A 22,175-nucleotide genomic window follows, 5' to 3' on the forward strand; every position below is an offset into this window, starting at 1 on the left:
TTGCGCGCCTTCAACGCGCCGCCGATGGATGCCGCCAGGTCCCGCTCACCGTGCTCGGGTCGCGCGGCGGGTTGTCGAGGTACCCATCGCGCGAATGGCGCTGAAGAAGATTTGATCGGTCGCGGACGGCGAACATGTACGGACCAGCAGGCGATGATGCGTGCGGGGCAGACGCTACGTTGCTCAGCTCCCGCGGCCGGGTGGTCAGTCGATCGAGCGTCGGGCGCGAATCAGCTTCTCGCCAAACGGCTTTCCTGTCTGTTCGGCCAGAGCGGCGTCGGTGACGATCGAATCCACCTCGTCGAGACCGGCGACCCTGGCCAGGGCGCGGCGGCCGAACTTCGAGCTGTCGGCGACCACGATCGAGGTTCGCGCGACGGCGATCATGGCGCGCTTGACCGGTATCTCGAGCGTGTTGGTGTTGGTGATGCCCGCCCGGGAGTCGACGCCGTCGGCGCCGAGGAATGCCCAGTCGGCGGTGTAATCGTGCAGGAAGTCGACGGCGCGATCGCCGGTCAACGTGTATACCGAGCCCAGGAGTTCGCCTCCGGTGACCAGCAGCCGGAAGCCTCGCAGATCGGCGACGTACCGGCCGATCCGCAGGTCATTGGTGATGACGGTCAGCTCACGGCGATTCTGCAGCGCCACCGCGACCTCGTAGGTCGTCGATCCGCTGTCGAGGACGATCGTGTCCCCGTCTCGGACGCGGGATGCCGCGGTGTTGGCGATCGCCGTTTTCTCGTCCAGGTGCGCGGTTTGCTTGAGGGCGTAGGGCAGATCCGCTGTCACCCCGGGGATCGAGCGGGCGCCGCCGTGGGTCCGCTGGACCTGCCCCTCACGTTCGAGCGCGTCGAGGTCGCGCCGGATGGTCGAGGCGTCGACTCCCAGATCGTCGGCGAGCGCCTTGGCCTCGATATAACCGCCGGTGACCAGTCTGCTGAGGATCTCGCGCCGACGGGTGCTGGCGAGCAACGGCTACCCCCGTACCTCTGTGTTATCGGTCGTTGGACGAATCATCGGATAGTACGCCGACTGCGCGAAATATTGACAGCCAACCCGATCTATGTGCATGATTTCGTGCATTAGTTGCACGAAATCGCGCAATATCGTGTTGTGATGCTAAGGAACTTCCGTGAGTGATCCGTTGAAGCAACTGGCCGACGAAGGTGTCTCGATCTGGCTGGACGACCTGAGCAGGCATCGGCTCGTATCCGGTGACCTGGAGCGACGTGTCCAGGACGGGAGCGTGGTCGGGGTGACGACGAATCCGACCATCTTCCACAACGCCCTGGCGGATACCTCGCTCTACGAGGAGGAAATGCGCACATTCGCGCGCCTGGGTATCTCCACCGCCGACGCCGTGCGAATCATCACCTGCGGTGACGTGCGGGCGGCCTGCGATGTGCTGCGCCCGGTGTACGAATCCAGCGGCGGGCAGGACGGACGCGTGTCGATCGAGGTTGATCCCGCGTCGGCGCACCACACCAACCGGACCGTGGCGGAGGCGGGTTTGCTGTGGTGGCTCGTCGATCGACCCAACCTGATGATCAAGATTCCGGCGACGCCCGCCGGACTGCCGGCCATCACCGCGTGCCTGGCGAGAGGGCTGAGTGTCAATGTCACGCTGATCTTTTCGGTGGAGCGCTACTACGAGGTGATGGACGCGTTCCTCAGTGGTCTGGAGCAGGCCCGGACCAACGGTCACGACCTGTCCCGAATCAGCTCGGTGGCATCGTTTTTCGTCTCACGAGTGGACACCGAGGTCGACCGGCGGCTCGATGAGCTGGGCACCCCGGCGGCGCAGCAGCTGCGCGGCCGGGCGGCGATCGCCAACGCGACGCTCGCCTACGAAGCCTATGAGCGGACGCTCCGGGGGAGCCGGTGGGTGCGACTCGCCGAGGCGGGTGCTCAGCCGCAACGTCCGCTGTGGGCCTCGACGGGAGTGAAGGATCCGGCGTACGAGGACACCCGCTACGTGATCGACCTGGTGGCGCGCGGGACGGTCAATACCGTGCCGGAGGCAACGCTTGCGGCAGTGGCCGACCACGGCCGTGTCGGCGGCGATCGGCTCACCGGCGGGTACGCCGCCGCGCGCACGGTATTCGAGCGGCTGACCGAGCTGGGCATCGATATGGGTGAGGTCGTCGCGAAGCTGGAACGTGAAGGGGTGGCGAAGTTCCAGGACTCCTGGCGAGCGTTGCTCGCCGACATCACGACCGCCCTGGACGGCCACCGATCCGCCCTGACCGGCGAACAATGAAGCACGGCAAAGGAATTCACATGGAATTGGGAATGGTCGGGGCGGGACGAATGGGCGCCGGACTCGCGCGGCGGCTGACCCGGGCCGGGCATACGTGCGTGGTGTACGACCCGGACCCCGACGCGGTCGGTCACCTGTCCGCCGACGGAGTCGCCGGGGTCGGATCGCTCCCGGAACTTGTTGCGGCGCTGCCGAAGCCGCGGGCCGTGTGGGTGATGGTGCCCGCGGCCGCGACCGGCGCGGTCGTCGACGATCTGGGGCGGCTGTTGGATCGCGGCGACGTCGTCATCGACGGCGGCAACTCCTGCTACCGCGACGACATTGCCCGCGCGGATGCACTGGCGGCGAACGGAATTCACTACTTGGACGTCGGCACCAGCGGCGGCGTGTACGGAATCGAGCGTGGGTTCAGCCTGATGATCGGCGGTGACGCCGAGGTCGTCGAGCGGCTGGATCCGATCTTTCGTGCGCTGGCGCCCGGGGTGGAGGCGGCCCCGCGCAGTCCTGGCCGTGCGTTCGGTGGTCACCTCGAACAGGCGGTCCCGGCATGAGTTCGACGCTGTCTCCCGCTTGGGCGGGGCTGCAGACCCACCGCCACGATCTGACCTACACCCGGATCGGCGACCTGTTCGGGACGGAGCCCAACCGGGGACCCGAGCTGACGATCGAGCACGACGGTGTGGTGCTGGACTATTCGAAGAATCTGCTCACGTCCCACACGGTCGAGTTGCTCGCGCAGTTGGCCGAGGAACGGCAGCTGAGTGTGGGAATCGAGGCCATGTTCTCCGGTGAGCGCGTCAACGTCACCGAGGACCGCGCGGTATTACACACCGCACTGCGCGCACCCGCCGGGACGGTCGTCGAACTCGATGGGCACGATGTCGTTCCCGATGTCCACGACGTGCTCGGCCGAATGGCCGATTTCAGTACCCGCGTCCGCTCCGGCCAGTGGCGAGGTGCGACAGGTGAATCGATCCGGACGGTGGTCAATATCGGGATCGGCGGCTCGGATCTCGGGCCCGCGATGGCCACGCTCGCATTGCGGCAGTTCGCATCCGACGGTCCGGACGTGCGATTCGTCGCCAATGTCGACGGCCACGACCTGGCCCGGACGCTGCACGATCTGGATCCGGCGACGACCTTGTTCGTGGTCTGCTCCAAGACCTTCACCACGGTGGAGACGCTGACCAACGCGCGCACCGCCCGAGGGTGGCTGCTGGCCGGGGTCGACGACCATGCAGCCGTCGCAAAGCATTTCGTCGCGGTCTCCGCGAATACCGGCGAGGTTGCCGACTTCGGTATCGACCCCGCCAATATGTTCGAGTTCTGGGATTGGGTCGGCGGAAGGTACTCCCTGCACTCCGCGATCGGGCTCTCGCTCATGCTGGCCATCGGGTCCGGCCAGTTCCACGAAATGCTGTCCGGTGCCCACTCGATGGATCGGCACTTCCGCACGGCGCCGTTGCGGCAGAACCTCCCGGTTCTGCTCGGCCTGCTCGGCATCTGGTACCGCAACTTCTGGGACGCCCAGACGCATGCGGTTCTGCCTTATGATCAACGACTCGCTCGGCTGCCCGCCTACCTGCAGCAACTGGATATGGAAAGCAACGGCAAGTCGGTCGGGCGCGACGGCCGCGCCACCCCGGTCGATACCGCGGCGGTGATCTGGGGCGAGCCGGGCACCAACGGCCAGCACGCTTTCTTCCAATTGCTATACCAGGGAACGGTTTTCGTGCCGTGTGACTTCATCGGCGTACTCGAACCCGATCATGATCTGCCCGGACATCACGACCTGCTGATGGCGAACCTGTTCGCGCAATCGGAGGCGCTCGCGTTCGGTAAGCCCGAGCCCGCCGCCGGACCGTCGGAGCTTCGGGCGCAGCGGACGTTCCCGGGAAACCGGCCCAGTAACACCATTCTGGTACCGCGCCTGACGCCGTATTCGCTCGGGCAGCTGATCGCCCTGTACGAGCACAAGGTCTTCACTCAAGGCTGGATCTGGGGTGTCAACTCGTTCGACCAGTGGGGTGTCGAGCTCGGAAAGGTCCTCGCCACCCGGATCGTCTCCGAGCTCGCAACGGAAGACGTTCTCGCCCACGACAGTTCGACCAACCACCTCATTCGTCGATATCGGCAAACGCGGCAGGCCGCTGCGCGAGCCGGGAAGTAGAGCACTGATGCAACTGAAAGTCGGTTACAAGGCGTCCGCGGAGCAGTTCGGCCCGCGAGACCTCGTCGAATACGCCGTCCGCGCAGAGGAATACGGACTCGACACTGTCGTCGTGTCCGATCATTTCCTGCCCTGGCGTGATCAGGGCGGGCATGCCCCGTTCGCGATGGCGTGGATGGCCGCCGTGGCGGAACGCACCCGGCGGGTCCAGATCGGAACCAGCGTTCTGACACCCACGTTCCGCTACAACCCCGCGGTCGTCGCCCAGGCGTTCGCGACCATGTCGCTGCTGTCGAACGGCCGGATCATGCTGGGCGCCGGAACGGGCGAGGCGTTGAACGAGATTGCGGTCTCGGGTCGCGAATGGCCCGGATTCAAGGAACGTTTCGCGCGTTTGCGCGAGGCGGTCACATTGATCCGGGCATTGTGGACCGAGAGCGACGTGTCGTTCAAGGGCGAGTACTACACCACGGTCAAGGCCAACATCTACGATCGCCCGACACAACCCATCCCGATCTACATCGCTGCGGGCGGCCCGACGGTCGCCAAATACGCGGGCCGGGTGGGGGACGGGTTCATCTGCACCTCCGGCAAGGGTATGGAACTGTACAACGACCAGTTGATGCCCGGGGTCGCCGCGGGAGCTGAAGCCGCACAGCGGAACCCGGCCGAAATCGACCGGATGATCGAGATCAAGCTGTCCTATGACCGTGATCCCGACCGGGCGCTCGCCAATACGCGATTCTGGGCGCCGCTGTCGCTGACCGCGGAGCAGAAGCACAGTGTCGGCTCCGCGGTGGAGATGGAGCGGCTCGCCGATGCGCTGCCCATCGAGCAGATCGCCAAGCGCTGGATCGTCGCGTCCGACCCAGATGCGGTCATCGCAGGCCTCGAGCCGTACCTCGATGCCGGGCTCAACCATCTCGTGTTCCACGGCCCCGGACACGATCAGGAACGATTCCTCGCTCAGTTCGCCGCCGATGTCCTCCCGAGGTTGCGCGCACTGGGAGCCGAGCGAATCCGATAGGCACAGGGGAGTTCCACGATGGCCGTCCCGCCGAAATCGACAGCCGCCCATACGGTCTCCGTCCGGGAGATCCTCAACTATTTCGGGAAGTGCCCGCGGTGCGGCTATCCGGCACAGGCCTCGGTTGTGCAGCGCACCTTCGTCGACGGCAACCAGGAGACCGAGATCGTCGCGACGTGTGGCCTTCCCTGTGGGTGGAGCGGTCCACCCACAGGAGCGAGTCTGCCGATGAGACAGGATGCGGTGGACTGCTGCGGATGATCTCGAATCGTTCCTCCGGGCGACGCCGACGGCCTATGCTGTAGCAAGCGCTTGTTCACTTCCGGGCGGACGAGTATCCAAAAAATTGAACAAGCGCTCGGTTAAGAAGGGTTCGAAATGGCTGGACAACTCGTAGATCAGGTCGTCTTCATCACCGGCGGTGCCCGCGGACAAGGGCGGGCACATGCCGAGGCGGTCGCGGAACAGGGCGCTCACGTCGTGCTCTTCGATCGCTGCAGTGATTCCCCCGCAACCTCCTACGGGCTGGCGAGCAGATCAGATCTCGAACACACCGCGAAGCTGGTCCAGGCCCAAGGGCGGGAAGCTCTCACACTGGTCGGGGACGTCCGCGACCCGGAGGATGTCGATCGGGCTGTCGCCGCAGCTCTCGATCGGTTCGGTCGCATCGACGTCCTGCTGGCCAACGCCGGGATATACGGTGGCGGCGCGATGCACGAAGTCGATCGCTCGGTGTGGGACGAGGTGATCGATGTCAATCTCGGCGGCGTCTTCCAGGCTCTGCGGGCGGTGACTCCGCACATGGTCGAGCGTGGATACGGCCGGATCGTCGCCACGGCTTCGATGCTGGGCCGAAGTGCGATCTCCGACGCGGTTCCCTACGTTGCGTCGAAGTGGGGCGTCGTAGGCCTGGTCAAGGCTGCCGCACTGGATTTGGCGCCATTCGGTATCACGGTCAACGCGGTCGCGCCCGGCAATATCGCGACACCGATGGTGCAGAACGACGCCATGTATCGGCTGTTCCGTCCGGATCTGGACTCGCCCGCATGGGGTGACGTGGAGTCGTTGTTTCAGCAATTCCACGTGCAGCCGGTTGCGTTGCTCGATCCCGTCGAGATCAGTTCGGCAGTGCTGTTCTTGATCGGGCCGGGCTCACAGCACATCACCGGCTCTGTCATCGACGTGAATGCCGGTGCGTCCGCGAAATTCACCGCATGATGGACGAGGCCGACTACCGCCGGATCGAGCGGTTGATCCTGATGTACCCGTACTACCTGGACGACGGCCGGTTCGACGACATGGGCAAGCTGTTCGCCGATGCCGATGTTTATATCGGGAGCGAACTCGCCGCGAGTAAGGACCCGGCCGCCGTTGCCGCACTGTGGCGGCGCTACGTGCGGATCCACTCGAACGGCACCCCGCGAACCCACCACATCGCCACCAACATCATCGTCGACGAGGAGGGGCCGGAACGGGCGCGGGCCCATTCCTACATCCTGGTCGTGCAACACGCCGCCGGATTTCCGCTGCAGCCGATCACGGCGGGTGACTATCTGGACCGTTTCGCCAAGAGCGATGGCACCTGGCGGTTCATCGAGCGCAGGGTCGGCAACGACCTGTTCGGGAATCTGAGCCACCATCTGATCGAGCCGATGGCGGCCGGTACCGACATCGCACCCCAGCGATGGGAGCGTCTGTGATCAGCGCGGGGGTGCAATTTTTTCCCTCGGCCGACTCGATCGGACCGGCGGAGTTCGCGGCCGCGGCCGAGGACCGTGGCTTCGAATCGGTCTTCTTTCCCGATCACACTCATGTCCCGGTCGGCGGCGGCGTGCCGGGATGGTCTTCGGGGGCTGATCTTCCCGAGTACTACCGAACGTTGCTGGAACTCGTCGTCGTTCTCGCGGCTGCGGTGGCCGTCACAACTCGGATTCGGGTCGGTTCCGCGGTATGTCTTGTGCCGCAAAGAGATCCGATAATCCTCGCCAAGCAGATCGCGACGCTGGACCAGTTGTCCCACGGGAGAATGGTGCTGGGGGTGGGCGCGGGCTCGAATCCGGAGGAACTGCACAATCACGGGACCGACCCGGATCGTCGTTTCGCGGTGCTCAGGGAGCGCATCGAAGCGATGACCGCCATCTGGGCGCAGCCCGAAGCCGCGTATCACGGTGAGTTCGTGCGATTCCGGTCGTTGTGGTCCTGGCCGAAACCGGTGCAGCGGCCACGACCACCGATCTTGCTCGGTGGGAGCGGACCGCGCGTGCTGGATCGCGTCGTCGCCTATGCGGACGGCTGGATGCCGTTCCGGGAGGGGACCCAGCAGATCACCGATCATCCTTCAGGCGAGATCGAGGACTTCGAGGCAGGGCTGGCGGCACGAATCCGCGCATTGCGGGACAAGGCTTCCGCCGCCGGACGGCCGCATCTGCCGGTGACTTTGTTCAACGCATGTCCGCATCCAGCCGCGCTGGAACGGTACCGAGTCATGGGAATCGAGCGGGTGGTCTTCTGGCTGCCCACGCAGGACGCGACAGCCACCCTGCGCACCCTCGACGAGCTCACCCCTCTCGTCGGAAAGTGAGACCGCACAATGAAATCCGTACTGATCACCGGAACCTCCAGCGGATTCGGCCGTGAGGTCGCGGCCACCCTGGCCGGTCGCGGCTGGCGTGTTTTCGCCTCCATGCGCGACACCGGCAACGCCGATCGAGTGCTCGGGCTCGCCGAGAGTATGAGAGCTCCCACCTCGGCGATCCACGTCGTACCGCTGGACGTCGCCTCCGAAGATTCGCGTGCCCTCGCGGTGAAGAATGTGCTGGAGATCACCGGGGGAAGACTGGACGCGGTGGTGCACAACGCCGGATACAGTACGACCGGGTTCTTCGAAGACCTTGCTCCCCAACAGATCCGGCATATCGTCGAGACGAATCTGCTGGGCGCGATGGACCTCACCCAGCGGCTGTTGCCCGCTCTGCGGGAGGCCTCGGGCCGGATCGCCGTGGTGTCGAGCAATGCGGTGAACGTCCCGCACCCGATGTTCTCCGTGTACGCCGCGACCAAGTGGGCATTGGAAGGCTGGTGTGAGGCGCTGGCCATCGAACTCGGACCGTTCGGAGTGGATGTGGTCGTGTTCCAGCCCGGCAACCACGACACCGGGTTCGGCGAGCACGCCGTGCCGGTATTGCCCGAGGCGAGTCCCTACGCAGACCTGGCTCGGCGGGCTATCCCACGCCTGAGTGGCTTGGCCCGGTACAGCCGACCGAGTCGTAAAGCGTCGCAACGGATGTGCGACGTGCTCGAGAGTTCGCGACCGAGGCTGCGGATCCGGATCGGAGCCGATGATGTCGTAGCGAGCTGGCTCGCGCGTGTGACGACGTACGGTCTGCGCCGCCGTGGCATCGAGTGGATGACCGACCTCGGTCGGTGACGGGCGTGCCGGACCGCGAGCCGAGTGTGACCGCACGCCGCCATGGACCGCGGGAAGCGATGACGAGCTCGAAGTGAGAAGGATCGGAAAGGGTCGGAAAGTTCTTGATTTATAACAACTTTCGAATGGATCGGGGGCACCCGCGTGCGGGGCTCCGGCGTGATCCAGCGTCCGGGCAGGCCATGTTTCGACAGCCGGTCCGCGCTCGCGGCACGAGGTGGGCCTGATGCTTACGCGGTTCGCCGGGGTCGATCTCGGGACCAGGCGCGTCGGCTATACCGACCGTGATGTGATCCTGTACGCGCTCGCGGTGGGGGCTGACGCCGACGACCTGGATCTGATCTTCGAGGACAGACTCCATGTGCTGCCGACCTTCGCTATGACCCTCGGGCTCTGGGCAGCGGACGCGGCCTCGGCTGCGGGCGCCTTCGAGCCCGAGAGTGCTTTGCACGGGGCGCAACGGCTGGTCGTCCACCGGCGATTGCCGCCGGAAGGACAGTTCGACGTCCGCGGCAGAGTGGACGCGGTGTGGGACAAGGGGCGATCGGCGGTTCTCGATATCGTCGCCGAGTCCGAGTACTTCACGGCAACCTATTCGATCTTCCTGCCGGGCCAGGGGGGATTCGGCGGGCAGCGAGGGCCCGCGCGAACTGAACGGCCCGCAGGGGAGGAGAAGTGGACCGCCGATATTGCCACGGGGCGCGATCAGGCAGCGCTGTACCGGTTGACCGGGGATCGGCATCTGATCCATGTCGATCCCGTTGCGGCGCAGTCGGCAGGATTTCCACGGCCGATACTGCACGGGCTGTGCACGTTGGGAATCGTGGCCCGTGGTCTCGCGGCGGCCGTCGATGCGCAGCCGTGGGAACTGTCAGCGCTGTCGGCGCGGTTCTCGTCGCCGGTGTTCCCCGGCGATGTGCTTTCGGTGCGTGCCGGCACGGCTGGAAGGACAGTGGGGTTCGACGTCGGTTCGGCCGGAGCGACGGTTCTGGCCGACGGTGAAGCAGTCTTCGATAGCGAAGGAAATGCACCGGGAGCCGGAGTGAGTGACTCGGTGCGGTAGATGGCTGAGATACCTGACCTGCCAACGCATTCGAGCGATGGCGAACTGACCGATCGAGTCGCGGTGATCACCGGGGCGGGAAGCGGAATCGGCAGAGCCAGTGCGTTGGCGCTCGCCGCCTCCGGAGCGAGGGTGATCTGTGCCGACCTGGACGCAGCGGCGGCGGAAGCGGCGGCCGTGGCCGCAGGTGTGGGCGCGAGTGCTGCGTGTGTCGATGTCACCGATTCGCGTGCGGTACACCGGCTCGTCGGTTCGGTTCTGGAGCGATACGGCCGACTCGACATCTATGCGAATATCGCCGGGGCGGTGACCTCGCGAGGTCCGGTCAGCGCGGTGACCGAGGAGGAGTTCGACCGCGGGCTGGCTTTGAATCTCAAGAGTCTCGTATTCGGTTGTCAGGCAGCGGCCGCGGCGATGACATCCGGCGGCTCGATCATCAACGTCGGTTCGGGCACCGTGGATGCGGCCGTCGGCGAGCTTGCCGCCTACAGCATCCCGAAAGCCGGTGTGCTGCAGCTGACTCGGAGCCTGGCACGAGAGATGGGACCGGCGGGAATCCGAGTCAACACCGTCTCGCCCGGCTACATCCTGACGGGAATGACCGACATCAATTTCCAGGATGAACACGGGGCCATAGATGACGAAAAGCGTCAGCGCATCATCGATGATCAGTCCTCGTCCATACCGCTGGGACGTCCGGGCCACCCCGGCGAGGTGGCGTCCGTGGTTCGCTTCTTGGCGGGGGATGGCGCGTCGTACGTGACCGGACAGGTCATTCGTGTGAACGGGGGTAGCGTGATGCCGCTATGACTGCGCGGCTTCGGATTCCGCCGGTGCCGGACACCGTATTTCCCGGGCTCGCAGGGCAAACGGCGGTCGTCGTCGGTGGTGCTGGTGGCGGCGTCGGTACCGCGACAGTGGCGATGCTGGTTTGGTCGGGAGCGAAGGTATTGGTGGTCGACCATGCGGCCGAGCGCCTGGAACAGTTGGCCGGGCGCTTTGCGGACGCGGTGACGGGAGTACCCGCCGATGTCACCACCGAGGCCGGGATCCGTGCGTTCGAGCAAGCCGTCTCCGATATCGCGGTGCATTCACTGGTCAACGTCGTCGGCGGGGTCGCGCCCGCAGAGATCGGACATTTCCTGGAATTGACTGCGGCACAATGGCAGAGCTCCATCGCGCTCAACTTCGAATACGCCGTGCATACCTCCCGGATCGCCGCTCTCCGCATGGCCGAGGTCGGTTGTGGCGGGTCTCTGGTGAATCTCTCGGTCTCCGATGCACGCCGCGCCATGCCGTGGTTCTCGCCCTACGGAGCCGCGCGAAGCGCACTCGAAGCCGCGACCCGCACGATGGCAGTCGAACTCGGTCCGCTCGGCATCTGCGCCAATTCCGTTGCGTGGGGCCTCATCGACAGCCCCCGCGCGCATTCGGGAACCGGTTCGGACGGCCACCGGGAGCGCGAGCTGATCCCGCTGGGCCGCAGGGGAAAGGTCGCGGAGGTGGCGAGCATGGTGCTCTTCCTCGTTTCCGACCTGGGTAGTTATACGACCGGACAGAACCTGGTCGTCGACGGGGGCCTTTCACTGCGCGCATCGCATGATGGACCGCGCCACAACATTCCCGAATTCCTGGAATCCGAACCCGCCCGCCGAACCCTTCAGGCGTCCTTTGCGCGTATCACCGGTGTGAGTGGCACCGCCGACCGCGTGCCGCCGGGAATCATGCCGGAGGCATAGTGCATGATCGCGCGATCGCTGCGGCCGCATGTCGGTGCGGACTGCGGTGTCCGCGATGACCGTCGTTCGCACTGTATGGAGGGTTGTGTGGATCGCATGATTAAATCAGGCGGATAATTGAAGTCGTCGCGGTGTGGTCGATGGCCATGTGGTCGGCACCGGGCGATGCGCTAGGTGAGCTGACCGAAAGGGCGGAGTCCATGCCTCGATCTGGTCCGCACGATGGTGCGGCTACCCGTCGTGCACTTCTGGATGCGGCGAGCAAGTTGTTCGCGACCGAAGGCGTCGCGAAGGTGTCGGTGCGCGCGATCAATGCCGAGGCGAAGCTCGGAGCGGCGTCGACCCACTACCACTTCGGGTCCAAGGACGCGATCCTCGAGGCGGTGCTGCTGGATGCGGGGGCGGGGGTCCTGGCGCGGATTCACGACTTGGCCGAGCAAGCGGTCGAATCCGATCGGACCCTCGACGGGCGCGAATTGGTCGATCTGCTGGCGGTGCCGTATCGCGAGTTCCTGTCGAGCGATCCGGTGAAAGCGTCTCGCTGGCTGAGTATTTGCGGGCAGCTGAGTCTGTCGAATGACCCGCGTCTGTTCCCGGTGGAGGACAACACCACCAAACTTCTGTACCAACTGCTCGAGCGCGCCTACCCGGAGGTCGGCGGCGACGACATCTCCGCCAAGTGGTCCTTGGCGGTCAATACCTTGATCGTGATGGCCGCACGCTGGGCCGATGCCAACATCAGCAGCGAAGTCCCGGTGGATGACGGCATCTCCGACGCGCTGGTGGATTTCGTCGCCGGGGGGCTCGATGCGCTGATGCGCCGGCCCGGCCGCGGTTCTGCCGCGTCCTGACCCGATCGCGTGGGCGATCTCGGTTTTTGGCTCTACTAATGTGGATCACTTGACAGGATCAAGTGATCCACATTAGTGTCCTGCCTCACACGCGAGGTCGATGTTGCCCGCGGTTTCCAAATGCGAGAGTTGCGCCACGATGACAGTGCCGTCTGATGCCCCGAAATTTTCAACTGACAATCACGCCCCGTCGGCGGAGGATCCCACGCGAGAACGAAGCAGAACTGCCTGGATCGGCATCCTCGTATTGATGGCGCTGCTGTCGGAAGAGGTCGCCTATGCCTTCAATCTGGTGACGCCCGCGCTGCCGAACATATCCAAGGCGTTCTCGACGCCGCATATCGCCTGGGTTGCCACGGTGTTCACCGTCACCGGGGCGATCACCGCGCCGTTGATCGGCAAGTTCGCGGACCGTGACGGTAAGAAGAAATGGCTGCTCATCGTGACGGGCAGCATGGCTCTGGGGTCGCTCGTCGTCGCCGTCGCGCCGTCGTTCGGATTCGTGCTGGCCGGGCGGGCGTTGGAGGGGGTCGGGCTGGCCATCGTGCCCCTGGTCTATTCGTTGATGCGCGATATTTTTCCCGAGCGCCTGCTTGCGATGGGTGTCAGCATCGCCACTGCCGGGATCGGGGTCACCACCATCACAGGCCCTATCGTGGCGGGTGCGCTGATCGACCATTTCGGGTACCGAGGTGTGTTCACGGCGTTGGCGATCTTTCCGGCCGTGCTCGGTGTGCTGATCGCCGTGTTCGTCCCCGAGTCCACGCTTCGGGCGCGGTGCCGGATCGACTATCTCGGTGCGCTCTTGCTGGGTGCCGCTATCGCGGTCGGGTTGTTCGTACTCGACCGGGGTGGTCAGTGGGGCTGGACGTCCGGGGCGACCGCGGGGTGTGTCGCCGGTGTGGTGATCCTGCTCGCGCTGTGGGGTGTGCACACTCGCCGAACCGCCGAGCCGCTGATCGATCTGTCGGTCATCCGTGGGCGTGCGGTGCTCACCACGGCGGTGGTGCAGTTCGTCGCGCAGGGCGTTATCGCGGTGCACTTCGTTCTTCTGGCCTACATCGTTCAGACGCCGCGGTCGCTGGGGATCGAATACGGCCTCGGCGGCGACGCGGGATTCATGGCGCGCATCACCACGCCGGCCGGTGTGATCTCGGTGCTGATGGGAGTGCTCGTCGGACTGCTGACTCGCCGCTACGGTGCACGGTTGCCGAGCCTCATCGGATTCGTGCTGATCGCCATCGGCTCTGTGGCACTTGCGGTTTCGCACGCGAGCTTCCTCTCGGTACTCCTGGGGTACTCGATCTACGCATTCGGTGGCGGACTGATCAGTGCCGTCGTCCCGAACCTCGTGATCGCCGCCACGCCGGTGCGGCTGCAGGCCGTCACGGCGAGCACGGTCAATGTCGTCGGATCGCTCGGCAGTGCGATTGCGGTACAGGTGGTCTTCGCCATCCTCGCCGGACATACGTTGACCACGGCTGCGGGCGCGCCCATCTACGCGAACTCGGGCTTCGTGACCGCGTATGTCCTGACTATCGGGTTGACGGTGGTCGGCCTGGCGGCGGCCGTGGTGGCGCCCCGTGGGAAGCGCTCGCCAGTGGTCGACGATGACGGCGTCGCCTCGACGTCCTAATCAGTTGAGCAAGCGCTAGGTTTAACATAGGGTGTGATGTCGGAGGTGGCAGTGACTGGACAACGACCTGTTCCGGAGTCGACGACGGTGACGGATCCGTACTGGGCCGCTGCACGGCGTGGTGAGCTTGCGCTGCAACGCTGTGTCGAATGCCGCCGGTTCACTCATCCGCCGCTGGACATCTGCAGGCATTGCGGCAGCGTGGATCGGCGGTTCGAGCGGGTGCGCGGGCGTGGCCGAATCGAGACGTTCTCCGTCGTACATCGCACTGCCGCACCGGGTTTCGACGATCGGGTGCCGTACGTCATCGCATGGGTGGCACTCGACGGTGTGCCGGATGTCCGGGTCTTCGGCAATGTGCTGGGGCCGCGGACCCCGCAGGCATACATCGGCATGCCGGTCGAGGTGAGTTTCGAACAACTCGACGGGTTCGGCCCGATTCCCAATTTCCGTGTGGTCGAGGAGGACCGATGACAATTCCCGAGGATGAGCTGTCCGGGAAGAGCGCACTGATCACCGGGGGCGCCAGCGGGATCGGCGCGGCGATCGCGGCCGACCTGACCGCTCGTGGCGCCACCGTCCTGATCGCGGACATCGACGGGAAATCCGCTCGCGAAGTCGCGCGCCCCCTTCCTGGAGCGCAGGTGATCGAGGTGGACCTGGCCGATCCGGACAGCATCACGGAGTGCATCGATTCCGTCCGAACCCTGTGTGGTGGCGTCGATATTCTGATCAACAATGCCGGACTCAGCGTGGTGCAGCGGCTGCTGAACAGCGACCCCGCGAGCTGGGATCGGATGTGGCGGATCAACCTGCGCGCGCCGATGCAGCTGACCCAGGCTCTGCTTCCGGTCATGATCGAAAGAGGCTGGGGCAGAATGGTTTATATCGCCACCGACGCCGCGCGCGTGGGTGCGGGCGGTGAGAGCGTCTACGCGGCCTGCAAGGCGGGCTTGTTCGGCCTCGCGAAATCCGTCGCCCGTGAGGTCGCCAAGCACGGCATCACGAGCAATGTGCTGTGCCCCGGGCTGATCGATACGCCCATGCTTCGCAACAACGCCGAAGCCAACCCCGACCTGCTCGGCTCGCTCCTTCGCGGCATTCCCGCGCGACGGGTCGGCACCGCGGAGGAAGTCGCGGCCTACGTCGGATTCCTGGCCGGCCCCGACGCCGGATACGTCACCGGGCAGACCGTCAGTGTCTCCGGCGGCGTCACGATGCTCTGAAGGAAGGTTCTCGATGGTGGATTCACGGGGTAACTGGGGGCGCTGGGGCCGGGACGACGAGCGTGGCGCGGCCAATCTGCTGACCTCCGACGTCGTTCTCCGAGCACTCGGCTCGGTCCGCACTGGGCGAGTACTGCCGCTGGCGATGCCGATCCAGGGCGCCACTTCCAACGGTGGCGCGCAACGTGTCCCGCATCTGCCCGGACGTCCGCTGCCGCAGCACTTCATGTCCGTCGATGGCGGCGACTATGCGGCTGGTGTCCGAAAGATAAAGGGCGACATGGGGATGTCCGATGACGCGCTCATCGTGTCGCCGCACGGAACGACGACGCATATCGACGCCCTCGCACACGTCTGGCGATACGACACGCTCTACAACGGGCTGGCCGCCGACCGCATCCGCAGCTACGGCGCGACCCGATGCGGGATCGAACGACTCGGGGGCATCGTGACCCGGGGGTTGCTGCTCGACGTCGCCGGACACCTCGGCGTCGACTACGTACCCGCCGAGCGGACGATCGATGCCGAGCTGTTGCAGGAATGCGCGAAAACCGCTGGCGTGCAACCGCGCAGCGGCGATGTGGTGTTAGTGCGCACAGGTTGGCCCCGGGTGTACGCCGAGGATCCGGAAAGGTATCAGGGAGCGCAGCCGGGGCTGGCCTACTCGGCGGGGCGCTGGCTGGTCGACCAAGAGGTCGTCGCCATCGCCGCGGACAACGCGGCTGTGGGCGCGATCGACGCCGACGGCGGATTCCCGGGCACTCTCGACGAGGACATCCATCTGCTCACGCTCTGGGAGCACGGGGTGTACCTGCTGGAGATGCTCTGGCTCGAAGAACTGGCGGTTGCCGGGAGTGCGGAGTTCCTGTTCATCGCCGCTCCGTTGCAGATAGCGGGCGGAACCGCCAGCCCGCTCACTCCGCTGGCTGTTATCTAGTAGCGGATCTGCGTCAGGACTTTTCCAATCCACCCATCGTCAGCTTGATGTATTCCTCGGCGAGTTGGTCGGAAGACAGCCGCCCGGAAGGCGCGAACCAGCGGACCACAACCCAGATGGAGTCGCGAATGAAGCGATAGGTGATGCGCGGGTCGAGGTCGTCCCGAAAGAGGTCGAGCTCTACGCCCTCCTCGAGCACCTTGACCCACATGCGCCGGATATCGTTCTCCATTTTGGTCAGGTAGGCGAACCGGGGGAACTGCCTGAGGTATTCGCCCTCGTTCTGCAGGACGGTGATCGCGGCGCGGTGCGGCCCGAGCGAGGCGAACGCGGCGCGGATGAGTTCGCGCAACGTGGTCCCCGGGTTGTCGTTCTCGGCGATGATTTCCTTGTAGGTCGTCAGGAGGCCATCGAAGTACGACGAGAGGATGTCGTCCGCGATGGCCTCCTTCGACTCGAAGTGGTGGTACAGGCTGCCGGACAACACACCCGCGGCGGTGCCGATCTGGCGGACCGTCGTCGATCGGAATCCTTGTTCAGCGAACAGTTCCGCGGCGACCTCGAGCATTGCCTGACGGCGCTGGGAGAACGCCTCGCTCCGTTGTTCCTCGGGCTGTACGCGCGCTCGCGGGGATGCCTTCTTGGCGGCCGGTCGTCGTGCTGGAGTCATGGAATCAGTATGTCATTACCCAAGCGCTAGTTCAGATCCTGACTTGCCCATTGCAGCAGTGTTATCGCGGGTTCGCCGGATTCATCGGGCATTTCCACGTACTGCACGTGCACCGTCAGGCCGATGTGTAGGCCGGTCCCGTCGGGATCGCCCGCCCAACCGCCCGGAACGAGGATGTTATCGGCCTCGGCGAGCCTGACCAGCAGAACGGTATACGGCGTCTCGAACTGGGGGAGGAATCGTCGATGCGTCACCGTCCAGCTCGCCACGGTGCCGGATCCGCTCATCTGTGCCCAATCCCAATCGAACGAACCGCACTGCGGGCACAGCGCGCGTGGCGCGAAACGGTATGTGGCGCACCGAGAACAACGTTGTACGACCAGGCGGTGCTCGGCGAGTGCGGACCACCACGCGCTCGAGTCGCGATCGATATTCGGGCGCATCATCGGTCGGCTCGCAGAATCAGGGCCGAGCTCACGCCCGACACGTATCCCGGCTGCCCGGTACAGAGTGCGACCTCGGCGCCGGGAACTTGTAATGCGGCGGTGCCGCGCAATTGGAGCGCGGCCTCGATGACGTGGTTGAGGCCGTGGACGTAGCCCTCGGACAAATGTCCGCCGTGGGTATTGACCGGCAGTTGGCCACCCACCTTCGTATTGCCCGCGGCGACGAATTCCGGCGCGGAATGGCGGGGGACGAGTCGATAATCTTCGAGTTGCATGAGCACCAGGGGAGTGAAGGCGTCGTAGAGCTGGGCGATGTCGATATCCTCGGGTCCGAGCCCGGCATTGTCGTACAGTCGCGGGGCCAGGTCCGCGGCCGCGCTGATCGAATAATCCGTGCGTGCCCCGGAATACAGACTGTGGCCTCCGCCGGTGGCTGCCCCGCTGATGAGAATCGGCGGTGTGTCAAGATCACGAGCTCGCTCGGCGGTGGTCACCACCACGGCCACGGCGGCATCGGTTTCCAGGCAGCAATCGTAGAGGCGCAGCGGGTCGGATATCCACGGCGCGGCCAGGTAGGCGTCGAGCGTCAACGGGGTCCGCATCATCGCCCGGGGATTGTGGGATGCGTTGTCTCGCTGCGTGATCGCGACGGCGGCCAGATCCTCGGCCGTCGCACCGGAAGCGTCCATGTACGCCTGCGCGACGAGCGCGTACTGCTGCGGCGGCGCGAACAGGCCGTACGGCGTCTGGTACTGGAATTCGGTCAGCGCCGGGGCGGCCCGCCCGGTGCCGCCCATCCGGAATTCCGAGCGTGCGTTGAGCGCACGCCAGCACACCACGGTGTCGGCCTGCCCGGTGGCCACGGCCATGGCCGCCGCGCCCACGGTCGCCGCGGACATACTTCCACCGCCCACCAGGTCGAGCACGACGTGCGGGTCCGGAACCCCCACGCATGCGGCGACACTGGCGGCCGTCGCGGAGTCACCGACGCTGTGCGTGATGAATCCGTCGATGTCGGACGGCCGCAGGCCCGCGTCGTCCGCCGCCGCGGCGATGGCCCGCAGCGCCAATTCCAGGGTGCTCACACCCGAATTCTTCGAGTACGGCGTCCAGCCGATCCCGACGATCGCCGCGCGGTCGCGCAGAAAGTCGGACATCCCCACCTCCTAACCAAGCATTTGCTCAAACACTTTGCTCGAACCTGGTGCTCGAGTCAATGATCCGCGCTGAAGTGGGAGCCCGCATTGACGTGCCGGGGCCGGTCACCGTATCTTCATGACCAAGCACTTGCTCAAATCGAAGGGATGGCCGATGCGCGGGATCTACCTGCTCGAAGAGGTCTACTTCCACCCCATGACCTCGCGCGCTCCGCGGGATTACCTGCAGTGGCTGGTGGACTACAAGAAAGAAGACGAGGCGCGTGAGGACAGCGCGGCCGAACTGACCTCCGGCCTGTCGGTGCGGTCACGGGCGATCGACCTGATCGGCGCGTTCTACGCCATCGGAATTTCCGGTCACGAGCAGTTCAAAGCCGTGACGCTGTGGGACTGCCACGGCGGCTGGGACGGTGGTTGGCGGCAGATGCTGGACATCTACGACGGCGTCAAACCCGAGCTGTTCCTGTCCTCGATCGACGGGCTGCGGCACAAGGCGTTCTCTCGCCCCATGGGTGCGGTCGAGGGAACTCCCGACCTGCAGGACGTCCGCCGTGAGAAGTACACCGCCCCCTTCTTCCTGCACGAGATCGCGCACGTGCGTCCGGGCGCGGCGCTGGACTACCTCGCCGCGGTGCGTGAGGAGCGGGCGCCGATCCTCGCCGACCACGGCCATCGCCTCATCGGTCTGTACGAGGTCCTGCTGTCCGACAGCGAGGTCGTGACGTTCTGGGGAACCGATATGGACTCGCACATCGAAGTGCAGCGCGCCTACGACGCCGCCGTCGGCCTCGATGCCGGAGCCACTGCGGACCCGCGAATCCTGGACTGGCGCAAGACCTCTCGCCAGTACCTGGACGGTCCATGGCGGGAAACGCTGCTGGCCCCGTTCCCCGGCTCGGTGCTCGCACCCACCCAGCCCTGACCCGGAAAGGAATTCCCGTGCCCGCTTCCGAAGGCCGTCCGATGAAATTCTCGGCATTCCTGCTGTTCCACCGCCCGGACCGGCAGCGCAGCATCGCCGAGGTGTACGACTACAACGTCCGGGTAGCAGAGTTGTTGGAGGAGTTGGGGTTCGACGCCCTGTGGGTGTCCGAGCACCACTTCCGCGACTACGGCACCGTCCCCGACATCTTCACCATGCTCGGCTACCTGGCCGCGCGCACCGAGCGGATCCGGCTCGGTACCGGCGTGGTGGTGCTGCCGCTGCACAACCCGGTGCACGTGGCCGAGCAGGCCGCCCAGCTCGACGTGCTGTCAGGGGGCCGACTCGAGCTCGGCGTCGGGCGCGGCTACCAGAGCATCGAATTCGACGGCTTCGGGCAGGATCTGGGTGAGGCCCGCGACCGGTTCGACGAATCGCTGGACGTGATCACCGGACTCTGGACCAATCCGACCTTCCAGCACGAGGGCCGGTTCTACCGCACCGGCGAGGTCGACCTGAGCCCGCGGCCGCTGCAGACGCCGCACCCGCCGATCCACGTCGCCGCGGTGAGCCCGGAGACGGTCGAGCTCTATGCCCGTCGTGGCCTGCCGATTCTCGCGGATCCGGCGGCGCCGTTCCGCAAGGTGCGCACGGCGGCGGAGACCTGGCATCGCATCGCGCGGGAGGCCGGTCACGACACCGCCGATGTGGATCTGGTCGTGTCCCGTTCGGTGTGGCTGGCGCCGACGATCGAGCAGGCCAAGGCCGACCAGGCCGCATTCGAGAAGGCGTTCGACCGCGGCCGGATCTTCAACGAGAAGAGCGCGCCCATCGATACCAAGACCGGATCGGTGGCCAAAGGCTTCGAGTTCTGGGAGGGCCGATACCTCAAGGGCGGCACCGTCGATGCCGACTTCCGGTGGGAGCAGCTGGAGGTGATCGGCGATCCCGAGCGGGTGATCGGCCAGGTGGCGATGTTGCAGGAGTTCGGATTCAACCACCTGATGTGCGACTTCGGCAGTACCCGCCACATCCCGTTCGAGGATATGAAACGGGCGATCACCTTCTTCGCCAAGGAAGTCATTCCGGCGTTCCGGTGACGGGAGAAGAACTCATGCATCAGCTGACGGTCGCCGATGTCGTGCGCGAGCATCGGCGCAGCCGGGCACACGTCACCGCGCTGGTCGACGGCGAACACCGGTTCAACTACGCGCAGCTCGACGAGCGGTCGAATCGTCTGGCCAACGCCCTGGTCGCGGCCGGCGTGGGGCATGGCGGACGGGTGCTCTGGCTGGGCGTCAACTCGTTCCGCATCGTCGAGCTCCTGGTCGCCTGCGCCAAGATCGGCGCGGTACTGTGCCCGGCCAACTGGCGGCAGAGCAGCGAGGAACTGCGCTTCGTCCTGGAGGATCTGCGGCCTGCGGTGGTGGTGTGGGAAGCGGGACCGCTCGAGGCGGCGCTGGATCCGATTCGCGCGGACGCGCCGGGCCGGTGGGTGTGCCACAACGGGAACGGCCCGGACGACTACGAGTCCTGGCTGGCAGTGCATCCCGCTGATGATCCGGAATCGCCTGTGTCCGAGGAAGATCCGCTCCTGCTGTTGTACACCGCCGCGTTCGACGGCCACCCCAACGGAGCCCTCCTGGCCCAGCGGGCGTTGCTCGCCCACAGCATGATGCTCGGTGCGGTCAGACAGGTGGAGGAGGGATTCGTCTGCCTGGACTCCGGGCCGCTGTTCCACGTCGGAACCATGATGTTCGCGGTCACCACACTGGTGTTCGGCGGCACGAACGTCGTGCTGCCGACGTTCGACCCGGAACTGGCCTGCTTGCTCATCGAGCGCGAACGGTGTCAGGCCGCGGTGCTGTTTCCCGCGATGATCAGCCAGCTGGTCGAGGCGAACAGAGGTCGGCGTTTCGATCTGTCGAGCCTGCGGTTCGCCCCGGCCGACGACGACTGGAACTCGATGATCACCGTCGATACGAGTCCGTGGGGCCGATCGCTGGCCGGGTATGGGCAGACCGAAGTGGGCGGGATGCTGACCTACCACGCGCTGGGGCTGAATGGTGTCGGTGCCAGCGGGCGGCCCAGTCTCCTGGTGCAGGTCCGGCTCGTCGACCCGGACGACCACGAGGTGCCCGATGGTGAGATCGGCGAGATCGTGGCCCGCGGCCCGCATATTTTCAGCGGCTACTTCAATCGCCCCGAACTGACCACGGCCAAGCTCAGGGGCGGCTGGCACCACACCGGCGACCTCGGCCGCCGCGAAAGCGACGGCACGATCAGCTTTCTGGGTCCGAAGCTGCGGATGATCAAATCCGGCGGGGAGAACATCTACCCGGCCGAGGTGGAGCGCGCGCTTACCGGGCATCCCGATGTGTCCGGTGCGGCGGTCATCGGGCGACCGGATCCGGTGTGGGGGCAGAACGTGGTCGCGGTAGTGGTGCTCGAGCCGGGCTGCGAAGTGTCCGGAGACGACCTGATCGCGTACACGCGTGACCGCATCGCCTCCTACAAGAAACCCAAGGACGTGATCGTCGTCGAGGAGATACCGCGGCGAGGCTTCACACCCGACTACGACCTGCTCGATACCCGGTACGGCGGTGGCGGATATCCGGGCGGTCAGACGAATCAGCAAGGGTGA

22 protein-coding genes and 2 pseudogenes are annotated in these 22,175 nt (G+C 65.7%); 19 read left to right on the top strand and 5 right to left on the bottom strand.

From position 1 onward, the window contains the following. Positions 1-204: 204 nt before the first annotated feature. Positions 205-972 (bottom strand): DeoR/GlpR family DNA-binding transcription regulator, encoded by a 768-nt coding sequence (locus K7711_RS10105; RefSeq protein WP_222967395.1) that lies wholly within the window; start codon positions 970-972, stop codon positions 205-207. Between the two features lie 160 nt (positions 973-1,132). Between K7711_RS10105 and tal the strand changes: the two genes are divergently transcribed. The 16 genes and pseudogenes from tal (at position 1,133) to K7711_RS10185 (ending at position 16,336) form a co-directional block, all read left to right on the top strand. Next, a complete protein-coding gene (tal, locus tag K7711_RS10110; protein ID WP_222967404.1) occupies positions 1,133-2,260 on the top strand; it encodes a transaldolase in 1,128 nt (375 codons plus the stop codon). Between the two features lie 20 nt (positions 2,261-2,280). Then, positions 2,281-2,772: pseudogene (locus K7711_RS10115) on the top strand (NAD(P)-binding domain-containing protein); the annotation flags it as partial. Between the two features lie 35 nt (positions 2,773-2,807). Beyond that, positions 2,808-4,430: a glucose-6-phosphate isomerase gene (gene pgi / locus K7711_RS10120; RefSeq protein ID WP_222967408.1), complete on the top strand. Its 1,623-nt coding sequence runs from the start codon at positions 2,808-2,810 to the stop codon at positions 4,428-4,430. Positions 4,431-4,437: 7 nt separating this feature from the next. Continuing rightward, a complete protein-coding gene (fgd, locus tag K7711_RS10125; protein WP_222967410.1) occupies positions 4,438-5,457 on the top strand; it encodes a glucose-6-phosphate dehydrogenase (coenzyme-F420) in 1,020 nt (339 codons plus the stop codon). 378 nt (positions 5,458-5,835) lie between these two features. Continuing rightward, positions 5,836-6,675, top strand: coding sequence for a mycofactocin-coupled SDR family oxidoreductase (locus K7711_RS10130; RefSeq protein ID WP_222967412.1), 840 nt, complete (start codon positions 5,836-5,838; stop codon positions 6,673-6,675). After that, complete coding sequence (locus tag K7711_RS10135) at positions 6,672-7,157, top strand: nuclear transport factor 2 family protein (protein WP_222967414.1); 486 nt, start codon at positions 6,672-6,674, stop codon at positions 7,155-7,157. The genes K7711_RS10130 and K7711_RS10135 overlap by 4 nt, the downstream gene beginning before the upstream one ends. Further along, entirely contained in the window at positions 7,154-8,038 is an 885-nt protein-coding gene (locus tag K7711_RS10140; protein WP_222967422.1) for an LLM class F420-dependent oxidoreductase, read from the top strand. Before K7711_RS10135 ends, K7711_RS10140 begins: the two co-directional genes overlap by 4 nt. Positions 8,039-8,047: 9 nt before the next feature. After that, complete coding sequence (locus K7711_RS10145; RefSeq protein WP_222967424.1) at positions 8,048-8,884, top strand: SDR family oxidoreductase; 837 nt, start codon at positions 8,048-8,050, stop codon at positions 8,882-8,884. Positions 8,885-9,110: 226 nt separating this feature from the next. Next, positions 9,111-9,947, top strand: coding sequence for a MaoC/PaaZ C-terminal domain-containing protein (locus tag K7711_RS10150; RefSeq protein ID WP_222967425.1), 837 nt, complete (start codon positions 9,111-9,113; stop codon positions 9,945-9,947). Further along, complete coding sequence (locus K7711_RS10155) at positions 9,948-10,757, top strand: SDR family NAD(P)-dependent oxidoreductase (protein ID WP_222967427.1); 810 nt, start codon at positions 9,948-9,950, stop codon at positions 10,755-10,757. Beyond that, complete coding sequence (locus K7711_RS10160; RefSeq protein WP_222967436.1) at positions 10,754-11,686, top strand: SDR family NAD(P)-dependent oxidoreductase; 933 nt, start codon at positions 10,754-10,756, stop codon at positions 11,684-11,686. The genes K7711_RS10155 and K7711_RS10160 overlap by 4 nt, the downstream gene beginning before the upstream one ends. Positions 11,687-11,886: 200 nt before the next feature. Beyond that, positions 11,887-12,537: a TetR/AcrR family transcriptional regulator gene (locus tag K7711_RS10165; RefSeq protein WP_222967439.1), complete on the top strand. Its 651-nt coding sequence runs from the start codon at positions 11,887-11,889 to the stop codon at positions 12,535-12,537. Positions 12,538-12,787: 250 nt separating this feature from the next. Next, positions 12,788-14,173, top strand: coding sequence for an MFS transporter (locus tag K7711_RS10170; RefSeq protein ID WP_372460120.1), 1,386 nt, complete (start codon positions 12,788-12,790; stop codon positions 14,171-14,173). A 36-nt stretch (positions 14,174-14,209) separates the two neighbouring features. After that, entirely contained in the window at positions 14,210-14,647 is a 438-nt protein-coding gene (locus K7711_RS10175; RefSeq protein WP_222967444.1) for a Zn-ribbon domain-containing OB-fold protein, read from the top strand. Continuing rightward, a complete protein-coding gene (locus K7711_RS10180) occupies positions 14,644-15,399 on the top strand; it encodes an SDR family NAD(P)-dependent oxidoreductase (protein ID WP_222967446.1) in 756 nt (251 codons plus the stop codon). The genes K7711_RS10175 and K7711_RS10180 overlap by 4 nt, the downstream gene beginning before the upstream one ends. A 13-nt stretch (positions 15,400-15,412) precedes the next feature. Then, positions 15,413-16,336, top strand: coding sequence for a cyclase family protein (locus K7711_RS10185; RefSeq protein ID WP_222967447.1), 924 nt, complete (start codon positions 15,413-15,415; stop codon positions 16,334-16,336). Positions 16,337-16,349: 13 nt separating this feature from the next. Here the strand turns inward: K7711_RS10185 and K7711_RS10190 are convergent, their stop codons facing one another. From K7711_RS10190 to K7711_RS10200, 4 genes and pseudogenes are all read right to left on the bottom strand, one after another. Continuing rightward, the gene (locus K7711_RS10190; protein ID WP_222967449.1) at positions 16,350-17,006 is read right to left on the bottom strand and encodes a TetR/AcrR family transcriptional regulator; all 657 of its coding nucleotides are present in this window, start codon (positions 17,004-17,006) and stop codon (positions 16,350-16,352) included. 26 nt (positions 17,007-17,032) lie between these two features. Continuing rightward, positions 17,033-17,293 (bottom strand): OB-fold domain-containing protein, encoded by a 261-nt coding sequence (locus K7711_RS47460; RefSeq protein ID WP_235746989.1) that lies wholly within the window; start codon positions 17,291-17,293, stop codon positions 17,033-17,035. Positions 17,294-17,317: 24 nt separating this feature from the next. Then, a pseudogene (locus K7711_RS49265) lies at positions 17,318-17,452 on the bottom strand (Zn-ribbon domain-containing OB-fold protein); the annotation flags it as partial. Then, positions 17,449-18,609 (bottom strand): thiolase C-terminal domain-containing protein, encoded by a 1,161-nt coding sequence (locus K7711_RS10200; protein WP_235746990.1) that lies wholly within the window; start codon positions 18,607-18,609, stop codon positions 17,449-17,451. The pseudogene K7711_RS49265 and the gene K7711_RS10200, both read right to left, overlap by 4 nt. A 118-nt stretch (positions 18,610-18,727) precedes the next feature. On the opposite strand from K7711_RS10200, the gene K7711_RS10205 reads away from it, so the two are divergent. From K7711_RS10205 to K7711_RS10215, 3 genes are read left to right on the top strand one after another with little or no spacing between them, the layout of a single operon-like run. Next, positions 18,728-19,531: a hypothetical protein gene (locus tag K7711_RS10205; RefSeq protein ID WP_235746991.1), complete on the top strand. Its 804-nt coding sequence runs from the start codon at positions 18,728-18,730 to the stop codon at positions 19,529-19,531. A gap of 17 nt (positions 19,532-19,548) precedes the next feature. Beyond that, entirely contained in the window at positions 19,549-20,631 is a 1,083-nt protein-coding gene (locus K7711_RS10210; RefSeq protein WP_308014617.1) for an LLM class flavin-dependent oxidoreductase, read from the top strand. Positions 20,632-20,645: 14 nt separating this feature from the next. Beyond that, positions 20,646-22,175, top strand: coding sequence for an AMP-binding protein (locus tag K7711_RS10215; RefSeq protein WP_222967453.1), 1,530 nt, complete (start codon positions 20,646-20,648; stop codon positions 22,173-22,175).

Source organism: Nocardia coffeae (assembly GCF_019890715.1).
GTDB classification, from domain to species: Bacteria; Actinomycetota; Actinomycetes; order Mycobacteriales; family Mycobacteriaceae; genus Nocardia; species Nocardia jiangxiensis.